The 16,835-nt window shown below is 41.1% G+C and carries 14 protein-coding genes and 1 tRNA gene; 6 read left to right on the top strand and 9 right to left on the bottom strand.

Features of this window, described 5'->3' with window-relative positions; genetic code table 11:
• Window positions 1–151 precede the first annotated feature (151 nt).
• The gene (gene der, locus Aba26S_RS07355; RefSeq protein ID WP_043971077.1) at window positions 152–1,561 is read left to right on the top strand and encodes a ribosome biogenesis GTPase Der; all 1,410 of its coding nucleotides are present in this window, start codon (window positions 152–154) and stop codon (window positions 1,559–1,561) included.
• A 69-nt stretch (window positions 1,562–1,630) separates the two neighbouring features.
• Window positions 1,631–2,281: a 4'-phosphopantetheinyl transferase superfamily protein gene (locus Aba26S_RS07350; RefSeq protein ID WP_043971075.1), complete on the top strand. Its 651-nt coding sequence runs from the start codon at window positions 1,631–1,633 to the stop codon at window positions 2,279–2,281.
• Window positions 2,282–2,298: 17 nt separating this feature from the next.
• On the opposite strand, the gene Aba26S_RS07345 is transcribed toward Aba26S_RS07350, so the two are convergent.
• The gene (locus tag Aba26S_RS07345) at window positions 2,299–3,765 is read right to left on the bottom strand and encodes an NCS1 family nucleobase:cation symporter-1 (protein ID WP_043971073.1); all 1,467 of its coding nucleotides are present in this window, start codon (window positions 3,763–3,765) and stop codon (window positions 2,299–2,301) included.
• 192 nt (window positions 3,766–3,957) lie between these two features.
• Between Aba26S_RS07345 and Aba26S_RS07340 the strand changes: the two genes are divergently transcribed.
• The gene (locus Aba26S_RS07340; RefSeq protein ID WP_043971071.1) at window positions 3,958–4,671 is read left to right on the top strand and encodes an aspartate/glutamate racemase family protein; all 714 of its coding nucleotides are present in this window, start codon (window positions 3,958–3,960) and stop codon (window positions 4,669–4,671) included.
• A gap of 123 nt (window positions 4,672–4,794) precedes the next feature.
• Here Aba26S_RS07340 and secF read toward each other — a convergent pair whose 3' ends face one another.
• The 8 genes from secF to queA all read right to left on the bottom strand — a co-directional run bounded on the left by secF (window position 4,795) and on the right by queA (window position 13,556).
• Window positions 4,795–5,763, bottom strand: a complete 969-nt coding sequence (gene secF, locus Aba26S_RS07335; RefSeq protein WP_005244311.1) for a protein translocase subunit SecF — start codon at window positions 5,761–5,763, stop codon at window positions 4,795–4,797.
• Window positions 5,764–5,773: 10 nt separating this feature from the next.
• Window positions 5,774–7,675, bottom strand: a complete 1,902-nt coding sequence (secD, locus tag Aba26S_RS07330) for a protein translocase subunit SecD (protein ID WP_005244309.1) — start codon at window positions 7,673–7,675, stop codon at window positions 5,774–5,776.
• Window positions 7,676–7,726: 51 nt separating this feature from the next.
• On the bottom strand, window positions 7,727–8,056 hold the full coding sequence (gene yajC, locus Aba26S_RS07325) for a preprotein translocase subunit YajC (protein WP_005206306.1): 330 nt from the start codon (window positions 8,054–8,056) through the stop codon (window positions 7,727–7,729).
• A 108-nt stretch (window positions 8,057–8,164) separates the two neighbouring features.
• Window positions 8,165–9,295, bottom strand: coding sequence for a tRNA guanosine(34) transglycosylase Tgt (tgt, locus tag Aba26S_RS07320; RefSeq protein ID WP_043971069.1), 1,131 nt, complete (start codon window positions 9,293–9,295; stop codon window positions 8,165–8,167).
• Between the two features lie 442 nt (window positions 9,296–9,737).
• Window positions 9,738–10,307: a LemA family protein gene (locus Aba26S_RS07315; protein WP_043971068.1), complete on the bottom strand. Its 570-nt coding sequence runs from the start codon at window positions 10,305–10,307 to the stop codon at window positions 9,738–9,740.
• Between the two features lie 31 nt (window positions 10,308–10,338).
• Window positions 10,339–11,367: a hypothetical protein gene (locus Aba26S_RS07310; protein WP_043971066.1), complete on the bottom strand. Its 1,029-nt coding sequence runs from the start codon at window positions 11,365–11,367 to the stop codon at window positions 10,339–10,341.
• Window positions 11,368–11,469: 102 nt separating this feature from the next.
• Window positions 11,470–12,408, bottom strand: coding sequence for a hypothetical protein (locus Aba26S_RS07305; RefSeq protein WP_227541432.1), 939 nt, complete (start codon window positions 12,406–12,408; stop codon window positions 11,470–11,472).
• A gap of 110 nt (window positions 12,409–12,518) precedes the next feature.
• On the bottom strand, window positions 12,519–13,556 hold the full coding sequence (gene queA / locus Aba26S_RS07300) for a tRNA preQ1(34) S-adenosylmethionine ribosyltransferase-isomerase QueA (protein WP_043971062.1): 1,038 nt from the start codon (window positions 13,554–13,556) through the stop codon (window positions 12,519–12,521).
• A 180-nt stretch (window positions 13,557–13,736) separates the two neighbouring features.
• Here queA and Aba26S_RS07295 point away from each other — a divergent pair.
• The 3 genes from Aba26S_RS07295 to Aba26S_RS07285 all read left to right on the top strand — a co-directional run bounded on the left by Aba26S_RS07295 (window position 13,737) and on the right by Aba26S_RS07285 (window position 16,682).
• Window positions 13,737–13,823, top strand: a tRNA-Leu gene (locus Aba26S_RS07295).
• Window positions 13,824–13,987: 164 nt separating this feature from the next.
• Window positions 13,988–15,292: an integrase arm-type DNA-binding domain-containing protein gene (locus Aba26S_RS07290; RefSeq protein ID WP_005244294.1), complete on the top strand. Its 1,305-nt coding sequence runs from the start codon at window positions 13,988–13,990 to the stop codon at window positions 15,290–15,292.
• Between the two features lie 655 nt (window positions 15,293–15,947).
• Window positions 15,948–16,682, top strand: coding sequence for a hypothetical protein (locus tag Aba26S_RS07285; protein WP_043971060.1), 735 nt, complete (start codon window positions 15,948–15,950; stop codon window positions 16,680–16,682).
• Window positions 16,683–16,835: the final 153 nt, after the last annotated feature.

Raw genomic sequence — 16,835 nt, 5'->3', positions numbered from 1 at the left:
CACAATTAGCTATTGCTAATAAAAGAATGATCGGGGTATTTGTTTAAACAAAACCCCGAATTTTTATTGTGATTACTTGATCACCAAAATCTTCCATACTGTTTCTGATACGATGTCATCAACGATGGCTCGTCTGAATTAAGGTTAATTTATGAAACCCGTTATTGCGCTCATTGGTCGTCCAAACGTCGGAAAATCAACGCTATTTAACCAAATCACCAAAAGTCGTGATGCTTTGGTTGCTGACTTCGCTGGTTTAACTCGTGACCGCAAATATGGCGATGCGGTTTATCAAAATAAATCGTTCATTGTCGTAGATACGGGGGGTATCGGTGAGAATGAGGGCGGTATTGATTCATACATGGCCGAGCAGTCGAAGACCGCGATCCATGAAGCAGACATTATTGTGTTTGTCGTCGATGCGCGTGCTGGCCTGTTGGCATCCGATGAGCAAATTGCACGCGAACTTCGTACCCTAGGCAAAAAAGTCTACTTGGTTGCCAATAAGGTTGATGGTGTTCATGCTGAAGCAGCTTTGGTTGAGTTTTATAAGCTCGGTATGGGTGAACCAATGCAGGTTGCGGCCAGTCATGGTCGTGGTGTACAGCAAATGCTGGAAGAAGTATTGGCTGAAGTCCCAGAAGATGAAAATCCAGATGAACACAATAAAAATACCGGTTTACGTTTAGCGATTATCGGCCGTCCAAACGTAGGTAAATCGACTTTGGTTAACCGTTTGTTGGGCGAAGAACGTGTGGTTGCATTTGACCAGCCGGGAACAACACGTGACTCAATTTATATTCCTTATGAGCGTGATGGTCGTCAATATACTTTAATTGATACTGCGGGTGTGCGTCGTAAAGGTAAAGTCGATGAAATGATTGAGAAGTTCTCAATCGTGAAAACATTGCAAGCCATGAAAGATGCCCATGTGGTGGTCGTGGTAGTGGATGCACGTGAAGGTATTGTTGAACAAGACTTACATTTGATTGGTTATGCACTTGAAGCTGGTCGTGCCATGGTGATTGCGATCAACAAATGGGACAACATGACCGAGTATGATCGTAAGCAGTGTAAGCTCGATGTTGAACGCCGTTTTGACTTCATTCCATGGGCGAAAATTCATTTAATTTCTGCATTGCATGGGACTGGGGTGGGTGAACTCTATCCATCGATCCATCGTGCGTATGAATCAGCAAATTTAAAAGTTTCTCCTGCGAAACTGACCCAGATTTTAAGTGATGCAACTGAAGCGCATCAGCCGCCAATGATCAGCGGTCGTCGTATTAAAATGCGTTATGCGCATATGGGTGGACAAAATCCACCGACTATCGTGATCCACGGGAACAAGGTTGATAAGACACCTGCTGACTATCGTCGTTACTTGGAAAACGTATTCCGTCGAGTGTATAAACTTGAAGGAACGCCAGTCCGTATCGATTTTAAAACGTCAGAGAATCCATTTGAAGGGCGCAAATCGCAAGTGGATGAGCGTGTAGCGGCGCGTAAACGTCGTTATGTTCAGAAATTCAAAAAAGCAGAAAAGAAATTTAAGCGTTAAGCTATTCTGGATGCCGAAAAGCCCAAAGTTTGCTTTGGGCTTTTTTGTATCAATAACGGGAGTGATCAGATGGCGGGTCAAATCGAAATCCATGTTCAGGCATTGGCACAACTTCTGCAAAAAAATAAAGCTGACTTTGCTGATTTAAGATTGTTTAATCACTATAAAAAAGAGCAGATCAGAACCTATAGAAATACGTTGCTGGCAAATCAACTGCTTTGCTCGGTGGACGATTTAAATTTTTCCAAGCATGAACACGGTAAACCCTTTTTAAGCTCCCATACCTTACATTTTAATCATTCGCATAGTCAGCAATATTATGCCTTGGCGATGAGTGAACGGGTCAAAGATCTTGGGCTTGATGTTGAAGAGCTGGATCGAAAAGTGCGTTTTGATGCCTTGGCTCAACATGCGTTTCATGCCGAGGAATATCGAATCTGGCAACAGCAGGATCAGGATGCTGAATACTGGTTCAGAGTCTGGACCACCAAAGAAGCAGTTTTAAAAGCATCAGGTTTAGGTATTCGTCTGGACTTGAATAGTCTGAATACCCAAGTACATCCGTCCAATCAAGGAGGGATGTGTTCTCATCCGTTGATTGGGAGCTTTGCTTATCAAAACTTTATTCTTCATCAGAACATGGTATTGACTGTCGCGTGGCGGGCAGAGCAGTCCTGCCGTGGTTTCCAGTTTCCACAGATCCAGATCATTCAGCATTAAAAAAACCATCCATGCATTCATTGATGGTTTTGAGGAATATTCAAGCTTTGCTGAGGATGGATATTGCTTGTTTTCAAAGCAACACTTTCCCGAGAGAGACGATAGTAAAAACTACTACCGAGGAGGACTCCAATAAACCAGTTGAAGGGCGCCAAAAACTGAAAACTTGGAATAAGCACCAAGAGTAGGCCAATGCTGACTGCGGCCATTAAGCTCACGATGGCTTTTCGATTGATGCCTTTTTGATAGTAATATGCTGCTGTGGGTTGGTCGCTAAATAAGTCATCGACCAGCATTTGTTGTTTATTAATCAGGTAAAAGTCAGCGAGTAGAATGCCAAACAGTGGACCGATAAATGCTGCTAAAGTATCAAGCGTATAGTGAATCAGTTCAGGGGAGTTAAATAAATTCCATGGGGTGATAAAGATCGAACCAATCGCGGCAATCATGCCAGCTCTGCGAAAACTAAGAAAGCGTGGGGCAAGATTAGAAAAATCAAACCCAGCTGAAACGAAATTCGCCACAATATTAATGCCAATGGTCGCGGTTAATACTGTTAATAAACCGAGTACCACTACAACCCCGTTATCGATCATGGCAACCGTTTCGAGTGGATCATGTACCATTTTTCCAAACACAGTAAACGTCCCTGAAATAATCATGACGACGATGACAGCAAAGAAGAGAAAGTTAAACGGTAGTCCCCAAAAGTTACCCTTTTTGACCTGTTGCATATCTTTGCCATAACGGGAGAAATCACCAAAGTTGAGTAAGGGACCTGAGAAATAAGACACTACTAATGCGATGGCGATAATGGTTTGCATGATCTGTTGATTGACGCTGAGGTGTTTATCACTGAGCTTAAAGGAAATCTGCTGCCAGCCTGCTTTCCACACCAGCCATAATGCCAGTGCCAACATCACCACATAGACCATTGGGCCTGCCCAGTCGATAAACACCTTGATGGTGTCCATCCCTTTCCAGAAAACCAGTGCTTGTATCGCCCAGATCAAACTAAAACAGATCCAGCCAATCATGCTTAGACCTGCAAATTCAGTCAGTGTAAGCGGATATAAGGCTGGATAGAACTTAAGAAGAATCATCATCAGGGCATTGGAGGCCAGCCAGGTTTGAATGCCATACCATGAAACCGCAATCAGGCCGCGAATTAAGGCTGGAATATAGGCTCCATAAATCCCGAAGGCTTGGCGAGAGATGACGGCATAGGGAACACCTGAAATTTGACTAGGTTTTGCAACCAAGTTCGCCGCAATTTGGACAATTACGATACCAATCAGTAAAGCCAGCAACACTTGCCAACTGGCAAGACCGAGTGAAAATAAGCTCGCTGCGACCACATAGCCGCCCATACTATGCACATCAGACATCCAAAAGGAAAAGATGTTATACCACGTCCAATTTTGTTGCGCAGGGATGAGATCTTCATTGGAGAGTTTAGGACTATAGTTCGGGCTATCGCTCATGATGGGTCTTCAAGATAAACTACTGTTCAGACCAGTGATGCATAAATTAAGCCAACTTTATTTTATTATTTTAAATTTATTATTAATTTATTGATTATATTTGTTTAAATATTTAATTTTATAGTTTAACTGTTCAGACCAGTTGGATTGAAATATGATCACTCTTATTTTTTGAATTAAAAATGTGCAGAAATGAGAAACGCGACTCGAATTCAAATCATTAATCCAAATACCTGTGTCGAAATGACCACATCAATTGCTGAGGCTGCGCGTCAGGTAGCCGCGGTAGATACCGAAATTATCGCCCAGTCTCCCGAGAAAGGCGTGTTATCGATTGAAGGGCATTATGATGAGGCAATGTCTGCTGTTGGGGTACTTGAATTAATTCAACAAGGCAAAGCGCAGCAGGTCGATGGGCATATTATTGCCTGCTTTGGTGATCCAGCCTTGCATGCGGCCAGAGAGTTGGCTCAAGCGCCTGTGATTGGCATTGCCGAAGCTGCATTCCATATGGCCAGTTTGGTGGCGACAAAATTTTCGATTGTCACCACCTTGGCCCGAACCAAAATTATTGCTGAACATTTATTGCATCAATATGGCTTTGAACGGAAATGTGCACAGATTCGATGCATTGATCTTTCTGTATTGGCTTTGGAATATGATAAGCAAGCGGCCTATGAAAAATTATTGGCAAGCTGCCAGCAAGCCAAAATGCGTGATGGGATTGGCGCGATCGTCTTGGGCTGTGGCGGCATGGCCGAGATGGCGGATCAGGTCAGTCTAGAGCTGGGAATTCCGATTATTGATGGGGTTCGGGCTGCGGTTAAACTGATTGAAAGCCTGCATGGTTTAGGCATTCAAACCAGTAAGTGGGGAGATTATGATTATCCCTTAATAAAAGGATAATGAAGCGCAACTGCGTGTAAAAATATCGATGATGAGCGTCTGTTTAAGTTCAGCTTTTCCTTAAAGCGCATACAACAATGCCAGCATTTCGCTGGCATTGTTGTTCAATCAAAAGAAGGGAGATTAAGGAATCTCTTCTTCTTCAAATTCAGGTTTAACTTGAACAATAAAGTCCTGACGGTTCAGACCACGCCATAAGGCGAATGCGGTACCGATATAGATCGATGAGTAAGTACCGACAAAGATACCGACAAACATCGCCATAGAGAACCAGTGTAAGCCATCACCGCCTAAGAACATCATGGCCAGAACCACGAGTAATAAGGTCATCGAGGTGTGAATGGTACGACGTAAAGTTTCTGTTAAGGCGATGTCTACGATTTCACGAGGACTTGCACCACGAATTTTACGGAAGTTTTCACGGATACGGTCCGATACCACGATATTATCGTTGAGTGAGAAACCAATCACTGCAAGTACAGCCGCTAATACGGTTAAGTCGAATGGCCATTGGAACAGCGCAAAGGCACCAAAAATGATGATAATGTCATGGAATAATGACATTACAGCACCGACAGCCATTTTAAACTCAAAGCGAATGGTCACGTAGATCAACATCAGGATCAAAGCAAGTGCGACTGCGCCAGCAGAGCGTACATAGAGCTCATTACCCACCGCACCACCGACAGAGTCCACTTTGTGAACTTCTACCGTGTTATTTGGCAATTGAACCGCTTTAGTGATGCTATTGCTCAGGTCTTCAACATTCAGGTCTTCTTGTACAGGCATACGCACGATCAGGTCGGTATTACTCCCCAAAGTTTGTACTACAGCATCTTTGAAGCCTGCACGATCCAAGGCTTGAATCACTTGAGCAGGTTGAACCCCTTGCTTGTAGTTTAATTCAGCCGAAATACCACCGGTAAAGTCCAAGCCCAGATTGAGACCTTTGGTCGCGATAAAGAAGATACTGGCAATGGTAATCAGGATCGAGAAGATGGCCGCAGGTGTGGCAATCTTCATGAATGGGATGATTTTTAGATCATCTGGGCGACCGTATTGCTTTGAGTCTTGTTGAGTCAGATCAGTCATGTGAATCTCCTTAAATACTCAACTTGTTCAAATTACGGCGTTTGCCATAAATGAGCTGTACGATTGCACGCGTTACTGTAATCGCAGTAAACATCGAACAAATAATACCAATCATCAAGGTCACCGCGAAGCCTTTGATCGGACCTGTACCAATCGCGAATAAAATAAACGCAACAATGAACGTGGTTAAGTTCGAGTCGAGAATGGTGTTATAGGCGCGATCATAACCCGCAACAATTGCCTGTTTGGGCGAGGCACCCCAGAGCATTTCCTCTCGTATTCGTTCACAGATCAGGACGTTGGCATCGACCGCCATTCCAATGGTAATCACGATACCCGCAATACCCGGTAGGGTGAGGGAAGCCCCAATCCAAGACATTACGGTTAAGATCATGGCAAGGTTGAACACCAAGGCAAAGTTGGCGATCAAACCGAATAAACGGAAGAATACCACCATCCAAATCGCAACCAACAAGAAGCCGATTTGAGTCGATAACACGCCCTTATCAATGTTTTCTTGACCCAAGCTTGGACCCACCACACGTTCTTCAACGAAGTACATTGGGGCAGCCAAAGCACCTGCACGAAGCATTAAGGCAAGTTCTGCTGCTTCTTGTGGTGAATCTAGACCGGTAATACGGAATTGCGAACCCAATACCGCTTGGATCGTTGCAGCGTTGATCACCACAGATTCGGTATATGGAGTACGAACTTCAGTCTGGACACCTGTGTTTGGATCAGCCACGTAAGAGATTTTTTGTTTATTCTCGATAAACAAAACCGCCATACGTTTGCCAACTGCACCACGCGTGGCATCTGCCATCAGCTTACCACCCGAAGAATCGAGGGTGATATTTACTTCAGCACCGCCAGAGTCTTGGCTAAAGCCAGAACTTGCGTTTTGTACACGTTCACCAGTCAAGATACGGTTACGTTGTAACAGGAGTTGACGACCACTGTCTAAAGACTGATAGGCAAATACCTCAGTCCCAGGAGGAAGTGGCTGGCCATTATATTTACCCGTATATGGATCAATATATTGATCATTGCTATCTGCAACCAAACGGAACTCTAAGTTCGCAGTACGACCCAAGACACGTTTTGCTTCAGCGGTATCTTGCACACCCGGTAATTCAACCACAATACGGTTGCTACCCTGTGTTTGTACCAGAGCTTCAGCCACACCGAGTTCATTAATACGGTTACGTAAGGTGGTTAAGTTTTGGTTGACTGCATAAGATTGAATTTCCTGACGGCGTGCATCGGTATAATTCAGTCTTAAAGTTGCACCAGATGAAGTAGCAACCGCTTGTTGAGTAAACTCATTGCCATTACGACGTAAAAAATCAGTCGCTGCATCACGGTCGGCATTGCTGGCAAACTGGATGGTAATGGTGTTGTTACTTAACGCAAGGTTGTTAAATTTGATTTTGTTATCACGGAATTGACGACGCAAATCAGTCGCAGATGTTTCCATACGCTGACTAATGGCTTTATCCATGTCGACTTCGAGCAAGAAGTGTACGCCACCACGTAAGTCCAAACCAAGTTTCATCGGTTTTGCGCCAATCTTTTGCAACCACTCAGGGGTGGTTGGGGCAAGGTTGAGCGCAACGACATAATCATCACCTAAATCACGGCGTAACACTTCTTTGGCTTTTAACTGTGCTTCAGAAGAGCTTAAACGTAATAATGCCGCGTTATTGGTGAAGCTATTGTCGTGGCTGCTAATGTTGGCAGTTTTTAAAATCTGCTCCGCTTTTTGCACGATAGTCTGATCAATTTTAGTGCCTGCTTTTGCCCCCGAAATTTGGACAGCAGGTTCATCTGGATACAGACTTGGAAGTGCATATAACGTACTGATCACAAGTACCACAAGGATCAGTAAATATTTCCATGCAGGGTAACGCATTCGCTTTCTTCTTAAATGAAAAAGTCGTGCTGAGGCACGACTATTTTATGATTAAAGGTTATTTAATGTGCCTTCAGGTAATACTGAAATGACACTCGCACGTTGGATTTTTACCTCAACACCGCGAGTGAGTTCAACAACTGCAAAGTCACCTTCAAGTTTGGTAATTCTCCCCATTAAACCACCAGCAAACACGATCTCGCTGCCTACACCCAGGCTTTCGATTAAAGAACGGTGTTCTTTAGCGCGTTTCGCTTGAGGTCTCCAGATCAAGAAATAGAAGATTGCGATAAATACCGCGATCATCAACAAGTTTGCCATAAGGCTTGGACCTTGTGCCGCAGCAGGTGCAGCGTGAGCAGTAGAGATGAAAAAACTCATTTCGATTTCCTAAAATTAAAAGGCAAAAAATTAATAATAAATTCCAATTCGTTTTGCAATGTACCTTGTCTTGCGATCAGGCGCAAATCTTGATGCAAATCGTTCAGCTTAGTCCTCTGGACATGCTGGAACTTCTAAGCCACGACGGGTATAAAAGTCCTGAACGTACTCATCAAATGTGCCGTTATCCAATGCATCACGCATACCTTGCGTCAGACGTTGGTAGTAACGCAAGTTGTGGATGGTGCCAAGCATTGATGCCAGCATCTCACCGCACTTCTCTAAATGATATAAATAGGCACGGGTAAAGTTTTTACAAGTGTAGCAATCACAATGTGGGTCTAAAGGCCCTTTATCATGACGATATTTACTGTTACGGATACGGACCAGACCATCGGTGACAAAATAATGACCATTACGGGCATTACGGGTTGGCATCACACAGTCAAACATATCGACACCACGGCGAACCGCTTCCACGATGTCTTCTGGTTTACCCACACCCATTAAGTAACGTGGTTTGTCTTGCGGCATTTTGTTGGGTAAATAATCAAGTACCTTGATCATTTCTTCTTTCGGTTCACCGACCGAAAGCCCCCCAATCGCATAGCCATCAAAACCAACTTCCAACAAGCCTTTGAGTGATTCATCTCGTAGGTCTTCGTACATGCCGCCTTGAATAATGCCGAATAAGGCATTTTTATTCTTGAGCGCGTCATGATGGTGGGTTTTACAACGTTTTGCCCAACGTAAAGAAAGCTGCAATGATTTTTGCGCTTCTTCATGCGTGGCAGGGTAAGGGGTACATTCATCAAAAATCATCACGATATCTGAATTCAGTACATGTTGAATCTCCATTGAAATTTCTGGAGACAAGAATACCTTTGAACCATCAATCGGAGAGCGGAAGGTCACACCTTCTTCTTTGATTTTACGCATTGCGCCCAAGCTGAAGACCTGGAAACCACCAGAGTCGGTCAAAATCGGTTTATCCCATTGGATAAACTCGTGCAGACCGCCATGCTCTTTAATTACTTCCAAACCTGGACGTAAATATAAGTGGAAGGTATTTCCTAAGATAATCTGTGCCTGAATTTCTTCAATATCACGAGGCAGCATGCCTTTTACTGTACCGTAGGTACCAACGGGCATAAACACAGGGGTTTCAACCACACCGTGTTCTAAAGTAAGTCGACCACGACGGGCGCGCCCCGACTGGCCTAATTTTTCAAATTTCATGTAATAACCTGAGCAAGATCGAAGTGCTACTATGATTGCAGCGCAAGAAGGCGAAAAAACAGTTCGCTGATCGAAAGCGGCTATTTTCCCCGATTATGGCGTGCAGTTCTACTACTAAATGTAGCGAGAGATAAAATAGATTTAGTTTGATAAGTTTTGGGTGATATTTGCTCGAATGTTGATGAGCAAATACTGATTGAAGTGAATAAGGTTTTTGCATTTTGTAATGCGAAATTTGCGAGGGAATTTGCTATCGAGATGGCGGCATGGATGCCGCCGCGTTAGACTGCGGTAGCAGGGATGTACCGTCAGTCTATGAACAGCGATTAAAGCTGTGCAAGGGTTTTGGTTACTTTTGCTAAAACAAAAGTAACTCCAACCGAAGGTTTTTGCTGGAATGAGTGAGATAACTGTAAGACGCTAAAATGTTATAACTACCGCACTAAAAATTCGGTTTATAGTCAAAATTTTCAGTCGCCAGATTATCCTTAAATGGGCGAATGGCTTTCTTCGATAAAGTCAGGGTATTGATCAGGTTGTTTGGAAACACTTCGATCTGGTTATTAAACAATTCCACATTGCGGTTAAAGATGGTGATTGCTGCACCAACATTTTCGTTTTGTTCCTGAATATCATCCATCATCTTGCTATACAACGCATCGGCTTTCAGTTCAGGATAATTCTCGACCACCACATTTAGGCTGCGAATCAGCTCCTTACTCATTTTCTCGATCTGTTGTAGTTGAGAAATATCAGTGTCATTCACATTCAGGTTGAGAATCTGCTGCCGCAACTCGGTGACTTTTTCCAAGGTCGATTTTTCAAACTGGGTGTATTGATCCAGTGTGGCTTCCAAGGCTTCCAGAGTCTTTACTTTTTGACGCTCGAAGTTGGCCACTTCTGACCATGCCCGTTTGGTGGCATTAAAATAACGTACGATGTTATTGCGGATAGAAATACCCCATACGATCAGGAGTACAAAAAAACCTAAAAAGATAAGTAAACCAGTCATCACCATTCCCCTTATTGTTATTACTCAATGATTAACGAATTAAATTCAGCATCCATTGTTGAAACGTCTGATATTGCGGCATGGTCATGGTGCGTAAATGTCCACGCAATGCAGGAATATCATGGATGTCGTTGCGTTTACTGGCGGTTTCGAAAAGATTTTGTTCGCCCACGTAACACAGGATTTGTTCTTGATGATGATAAATTAAATCTCCTGTAAAATGTTGAAAAAAATCATGCAGTTTTAAAGTGAGGCTCGGGCTGACTTCTTTGGCGAGTTGATGCTGATTCAAGCCAAAGATATTCAATTCTTGATTAATCAAAATGTCGCTGCTTTGCCAAGAACTGGTATATGGTTCAAAAAAATCTGAGCGCTGATTGCTGACGGCAATTCCCAAAGCTGGCATTTGAAAAATAAAAGCACCCCATAAATCTTTATGCATTTCTTTGACAATTTTTTTATCACTGTTTTGATCCTGAAGAATCGGCATTTCACTGACATAATGATATTGAAACAGGAGAACCTGATGTTCTGTGTTGCCATCATGCCAAGTCGTAGAGGCGTAGTGGGTAATTTCATTGGACTCACTGCCGCGGTTAAACAGTGGGAAATGTTGCTTTAATTTGCTCATCACCAAAATCGGTTGCGCTTGAATGGGGAGATAAGCAGGGAGCTGCTGGAACTGCAAACCATAGCGTAATACGGTCATACGTTGTTCCAGATAGTTGATCACACGTGTTAATGGTTCCTGTGGTTCATAGAGCAGATAGGCCAGAAAACCGGTAAGAAATGCCCCGAGCAGGCTCCAGATATATTGAATATATGGATGGATAAAATAGCCAAACACCAGCGTTCCGATACTGATGATACCCAGTAGGTAGGGAAGAGCATTAAAGAAACACAGATTATGATCTTCACGCCAAGGATGCAGTGCATCTAACAAATCCTGATCGCTATGTGATTTTTGTCCAGCCTCCCACAACCGGGCAATATTACGGAACACCTGCGCATTTTTTTTGCGTCGGATGTGGAGAGCTTGTTGTACTGTATCGATCGGCATGGAGGTTTTATTTCATTATAATTGCTTTGTATGAGCTGAATTATGCTTTAAATTTCAGAAACTAAGAAGCCTTGTAAGCTATTTTAATTGTTTTAAATAAAATTATAGCGTCTTGAGTAAACTGGCAAATGCATCTTGTAAACGTTGCAGTTTTGGCATTTGCAGTTGTTCCAGTTTTTCAGCCAATTCATTCACTGTAATCGCCTGAAATAAATAATTATTTTCTGCCAAAGGAGATTCATTGAGTAACCAGCACATTAAGCCTGTGTGTGGATCAACATAAAAATCACTATGAAAAGCCAGCATCATATTCTCAAGTGCCAGTAACCGCTCTGGTGTTAAGAATTTAACAAACTCAAACTCATTGACACCACTTTGTTGATACTTTTGATTAAAGCGAATGTCACTGGATTGCCATTCAATGCCAAGATGACAACGACTTTTATGCGCGGCTGAAATACTGATGCCCTGAAATGGGAAGTTTTCCATCAACACACCCCATAAATTAGAATGGTGGGTTTCATAGAAAGTTTGACCTTGCTCGTCGGTTTTTTCGACAGAATAAGCGTAACGATATTTAAAAACTGAATAATCATAGGTTTTTTCTTTAACTATTATTTGTCCAGCAAGCAAAGTTGTAACGATATTGTCTTTATCACCGAATTGAAATAAGGGGTGGTCCTGTAATACATGTTTTAATGGCGTATTTGCATGATCAAACCGAACCTGATAGGTCTGTTCCAGCATATAAAACCTAAGTTCCTCTTTTAATTTTTCCAGTTCACTTGTCGGAATCCGATAACGGATGCCAAGACCAAACAGAACAACACAAACAATCAGGTAGTAGGCTGAGAACAAAAGGCCTGCCAATAAAAAAATGAGACTCAGGGTGGTCAGCGCCCAGTAAAGATAATTCTTGATATATAGGTTTTGCTGGGCTTGCCAGTGTTTTAAGCGATCAATAAGCGTGTCGGGGGAGGGCTGCTCTGCAAGCAACTGGCGAATGGCCTCAATATTTTCTAAGGTTGTCTGATTATGCATAAATTGATTTTGAAAGTTTGTTTGAATTTTTTTTGATATAAATGGCATAATTTTTTAAATCATCATTTTAAAAAAATCGACTAAACCGTAGTTTAGTCGATTGATCATTATTAAGCGTCGAGCTTATCCACCAACATCGCATCGCCATAACTAAAGAAGCGATAACGTTGTTCTACTGCATGGGTATAAGCAGCCAAGATATTGTCCCGATTCGAGAGCGCTGAAACCAACATCAGTAAGGTCGATTCTGGTAAATGGAAGTTGGTAATCAAACGATCTACGATACAGAACTGATAACCTGGATAGATAAAGATCTGGGTATCGCCTGTCCAAGCTGCAATTTTACCTTGATTGGCTTGTGCTGCACTTTCTAAGGCACGGGTCGCCGTAGTGCCTACCGCAATGACTTTGTTACCGCGTGCTTTGGTTGCCAAAATCAGATCAATGGTGGCTTGCGGTACATCACACCATTCACTGTGCATAATATGATTGGTGATGTCTGTGGTACGCACAGGCATAAACGTTCCTGCACCGACATGTAGCGTGACAAAGGTTTTTTGTATGCCTTTAGCGGCTAGTTTGTCTAATAAGCTTTGGTCGAAATGCAGGCTTGCTGTCGGCGCAGCAACGCTGGCAATTTTTTCAGGGTCGTGGAAGACGGTTTGATAGCGTTCGGTATCAATCTCTTCGGCTTCACGATTGAAATAAGGTGGAATCGGCAGCTGACCGTATTGATCCAGTACTGACAGAATCGGTTGTGAAAACTTCACCACAAACAGATTTTCATGGCGACCTTGTACCGTGACAGGCACAGCATCTTCACCGATATACAGTTCTGCGCCTGCTTTAGGTGAGTTGCTTGATTTGATATGGCAATGTGCAGTGTGGGTGTCCAACATGCGTTCAACCAGAACTTCGATAGCTCCGCCTGTAGCACGTTTACCTTTTAAGCGTGCCTTCATGACTTTGGTGTCATTTAGTACCAGCAAATCACCGTCTTCGAGTAGATCGAGGATATCGGTGAAGCTATGGTCGTGATATTGACCTTGGGCATCGATATGCAGCAGGCGAGATGCGCTACGGCTGTCTAATGGATAGCGAGCAATAAGTTCATCGGGGAGATCAAACGAAAAGTCGGAGAGTTGCATACATCTAAAACATTGCAAAAATTGGGCGTAGTATAGTCTTTTTTGCGTTTTCTCGCTGAGTTCGTGTGTTTATTGAGAGAAAAATATCTGAGTGATTTAAAAGTGAGCAATAAGCGTGAGTTAGTGTTTGACAATAAAATCAAACAGGTTATTATACGCAACACAAAGCATCGCACTCTTCCCGAGGTGGTGAAATTGGTAGACGCGGCGGACTCAAAATCCGCTGTCAGAGATGACGTGTCGGTTCGAGTCCGACCCTCGGGACCATATGCTTAACGGTGTATGTAGAATTATAAAAAAATAACTTTAATAAATAAGAGTTTACCTCTAAACCTATCTGTTATATCACGTTATATCCCTTGTTACTATGTCTAAAAATAGGTACCCTCATAGGTCCCCTATATTTTTAATTGCTTAAAGTTTGTGTTCTTATGGCAAGATCAGTAATACCTTTAACAGATGCTAAATGCGTAGCAGCCAAACCTAAAGATAGAGAATATACATTACAAGATGGAAATGGACTGTATCTTAGAATAAGAGAGACAGGTGCTAAAACATGGGTATATCGATATCAGAGTAAAAAATCAGGAAAACGAGAAAAAATATTATTAGGAAGTTATCCAGCATTAACTTTGGCGAAAGCTAGAGAGAAGAGACATGAATATGAGAGGATGCTTGCCGAAGGACTTGACCCTAAAGAGCAAATTGAAATTCTAAGGGTAAAAGCAAATAATATTCTTACTTTAGAAATGGTTGCTAGGGATTGGTTGAATGCTTATGCAATTAGAAAACCATTAGATGATGATACTAAACACAAACGATTGCGTAAGTTTGAAAATCATTTATTTCCTAAATTTAAAGATAAAAAAATTGACCAGATTACGCTCAGGTCCTTGAAGGATGCCTTAAATGCCATATATGAGCATTCACCTGATAATGCTCAAAGAATAAGAGCTGATTTAATCCTTATCTTCGCATATGCAGTACAGCATACTTATCTAGAAACAAATATTGCTCGGGATTTAGAGGATATGGATTTATCAGCTAAAAAGAACCACCGAGCTACGTTTAAGAGTTTAGATCGTGTTCCAGAACTAATAAGGCGCATTAAAGAAGATACAGGACATCCTTTAACAAAGCTTTGTCTACTAGTTGCTTTGCATACATTCTTAAGATCTTCTGAAATCAGGTTTGCAAGATGGGATGAAATAGATTTTGAGAGAAAGCAATGGACTGTTCCTCCTGTTCGGGACCTGATTGCTGGTATAAAGCATTCTAATAGGGGAGCAAAAATGAAAGAAAGTCATCTCGTTCCTCTATCCCCTCAGGCTATTGAGGTATTAAAGAAAGTGCATCAATATAGTGGTAATTGTGCTTTTGTCTTTCCAAGTCCTAATAATCATCAAAATTTTATTAGTGAAAATACACCAAATGATGCGCTACGTCGTATGGGGTATGATACGAATAAAGATATCTGTATTCATGGTTTTAGAGCTATAGCCAGATCTGCATTAGGAGAAATGTCTTTATTTTCAAGAGATGCTTTAGAGAAGCAGATGAGTCACCAAGAACGGAATGATACGGTTGGTGCATATACTCATATAGCTGAATATTTAGAGGAGCGTGAGAAAATAATGAATGTTTGGAGTAATTGGCTTGAAGAAATAGAAACCAATGTATATATAAAACCTTATGAGTATGCAAATAGAATTAAAAATAAAAATCTAGGGTTATGATTTATTGAACAAAATAGAAATACAAGATTATGATTAATTCGTTAAGATATTTTAAAAAGTACAGGGAAAAGTTTTTATGGGGGTATTTTCTTTGCTAAGTAAAAGAATAAATAGGTTAGGTTTTTATTTAACTATTAAAATACTTAATGGTTAATATAAAGAGGATTGAGAGTATTTTTTTATTACAGTCTAATGTAACTAATCGTAAAAAAGCCTTGTTTTTTGACTTTAAGACTTCCTTGTGTGGGTTAATTGAAGTAAAATAATGTTTTATATCGATTTGTAGTCTGATATCTACTAGTTTAAATATTTAGTCAATTCATCTTTATTTTTTCTAAAGAACTTGACAGGTGTTTTTGTTTTAGATATTAGTAAATGAATCGGATTTTGCAGATAATTTTAGTGTTTAAAGTTTAGGTTGGTGTACTCTTTGCTTTTGTTGTCCTGTAAAGCATAGACAAGGATGAGAGCTTCCATGTACAACTTCCTTTTTTAGCGCAATATTATCTGTAGCTTCAGGGGTGACTGTTAGTTCAGTCGGTTTTGAAGTGACAATCGAATTTATAGCAATTAATGCTTATAGAACTCTTCTTTGTTAAAGGGGATGTTTCTATAAGCATTTTTTTTGTTTCAAAATTTTGTATATAGGAGAATTGTGATAGCTGAGACAATGTTTAAGGGTTACCTCGTACTTAACAAGGATATGAACCCAGAAAATCTAACATCAATGTTAACTGTTTTAACCAGAGCAAAAGAAACAATGATATCCCCAAGGATGCTTCATTTTGTTGTGGAGATTATGGATGTTAATAATTTTCCGAAAAGGTTTATTCAGACTTTTAAGGAGCGTTTTATTAGTGAGGTTAATAGGAGGGAAAAGCAACGAAAGAAAGAAAGTAGCTCATATCAAAAGAGAAAAATTCCAGTATTGGAACTAATCTATAGTATTGAAACGAAGCTGATATCATCAATTGTTTGTGAGGACGATTCATTTTTAGATGAATGTAATCAACGCCCTTATCATCATATTCATTTAATGGTCATAGTTGATATTGGACACAATGATTATGGTGCTAAAGTGATTATGATTATCATTAATAAAGCTTTATCGAGAATAGAGGGGTTGGACTATGTCGAATATGAGGGTGCATTATGTTTTAAGGATGGTAGAGAGTTTCGCTATGGTTTTTTGAAATTAAGAGATCGTCAAACTAAAATTTATTGTGGTGATTTTAGGAGTTTATATTGGCATGATTTGCACACTGATTTTGAAGATGCTGTTATTAGAGCTTCATATTTGTGTAAGACTGAACAAAAGAAACTCCTCCCAAAACGATTTAGGCAGGGGAATAGTTTTAATGTAACGAGGAGAAGAAATATGGGTAATTAACTTGAAATAATCATATCTGTGGTTGAGTTGATCAGGTTACTTCTAGATATGTTTTTAATATGAATTTAGCTATTTAAATAGTGTGTACGATATCTTCTACACAATAGGGGGAGTATGTGCTTAAAAAATAGCAAAACAATGTAGAAAAGCAAA

The sequence above is a fragment of the Acinetobacter sp. NBRC 110496 genome, from assembly GCF_000876115.1.
GTDB lineage: Bacteria > Pseudomonadota > Gammaproteobacteria > Pseudomonadales > Moraxellaceae > Acinetobacter.
This window is presented reverse-complemented; position numbering and strand designations above follow the sequence as displayed.

Excerpts from the sequence above, each read along its gene's own strand:
- Aba26S_RS07290 (WP_005244294.1), top strand. The coding sequence starts at position 13,988 with ATGGCAAGATCAGTAATACCTTTAACAGATGCTAAATGCGTAGCAGCC.
- yajC (WP_005206306.1), bottom strand. The coding sequence starts at position 8,056 with ATGAGTTTTTTCATCTCTACTGCTCACGCTGCACCTGCTGCGGCACAA.
- secD (WP_005244309.1), bottom strand. The coding sequence starts at position 7,675 with ATGCGTTACCCTGCATGGAAATATTTACTGATCCTTGTGGTACTTGTG.
- Aba26S_RS07305 (WP_227541432.1), bottom strand. The coding sequence starts at position 12,408 with ATGCATAATCAGACAACCTTAGAAAATATTGAGGCCATTCGCCAGTTG.
- tgt (WP_043971069.1), bottom strand. The coding sequence starts at position 9,295 with ATGAAATTTGAAAAATTAGGCCAGTCGGGGCGCGCCCGTCGTGGTCGA.
- Aba26S_RS07310 (WP_043971066.1), bottom strand. The coding sequence starts at position 11,367 with ATGCCGATCGATACAGTACAACAAGCTCTCCACATCCGACGCAAAAAA.
- secF (WP_005244311.1), bottom strand. The coding sequence starts at position 5,763 with ATGACTGATCTGACTCAACAAGACTCAAAGCAATACGGTCGCCCAGAT.
- Aba26S_RS07350 (WP_043971075.1), top strand. The coding sequence starts at position 1,631 with ATGGCGGGTCAAATCGAAATCCATGTTCAGGCATTGGCACAACTTCTG.
- Aba26S_RS07315 (WP_043971068.1), bottom strand. The coding sequence starts at position 10,307 with ATGACTGGTTTACTTATCTTTTTAGGTTTTTTTGTACTCCTGATCGTA.
- der (WP_043971077.1), top strand. The coding sequence starts at position 152 with ATGAAACCCGTTATTGCGCTCATTGGTCGTCCAAACGTCGGAAAATCA.
- Aba26S_RS07345 (WP_043971073.1), bottom strand. The coding sequence starts at position 3,765 with ATGAGCGATAGCCCGAACTATAGTCCTAAACTCTCCAATGAAGATCTC.
- queA (WP_043971062.1), bottom strand. The coding sequence starts at position 13,556 with ATGCAACTCTCCGACTTTTCGTTTGATCTCCCCGATGAACTTATTGCT.
- Aba26S_RS07340 (WP_043971071.1), top strand. The coding sequence starts at position 3,958 with ATGAGAAACGCGACTCGAATTCAAATCATTAATCCAAATACCTGTGTC.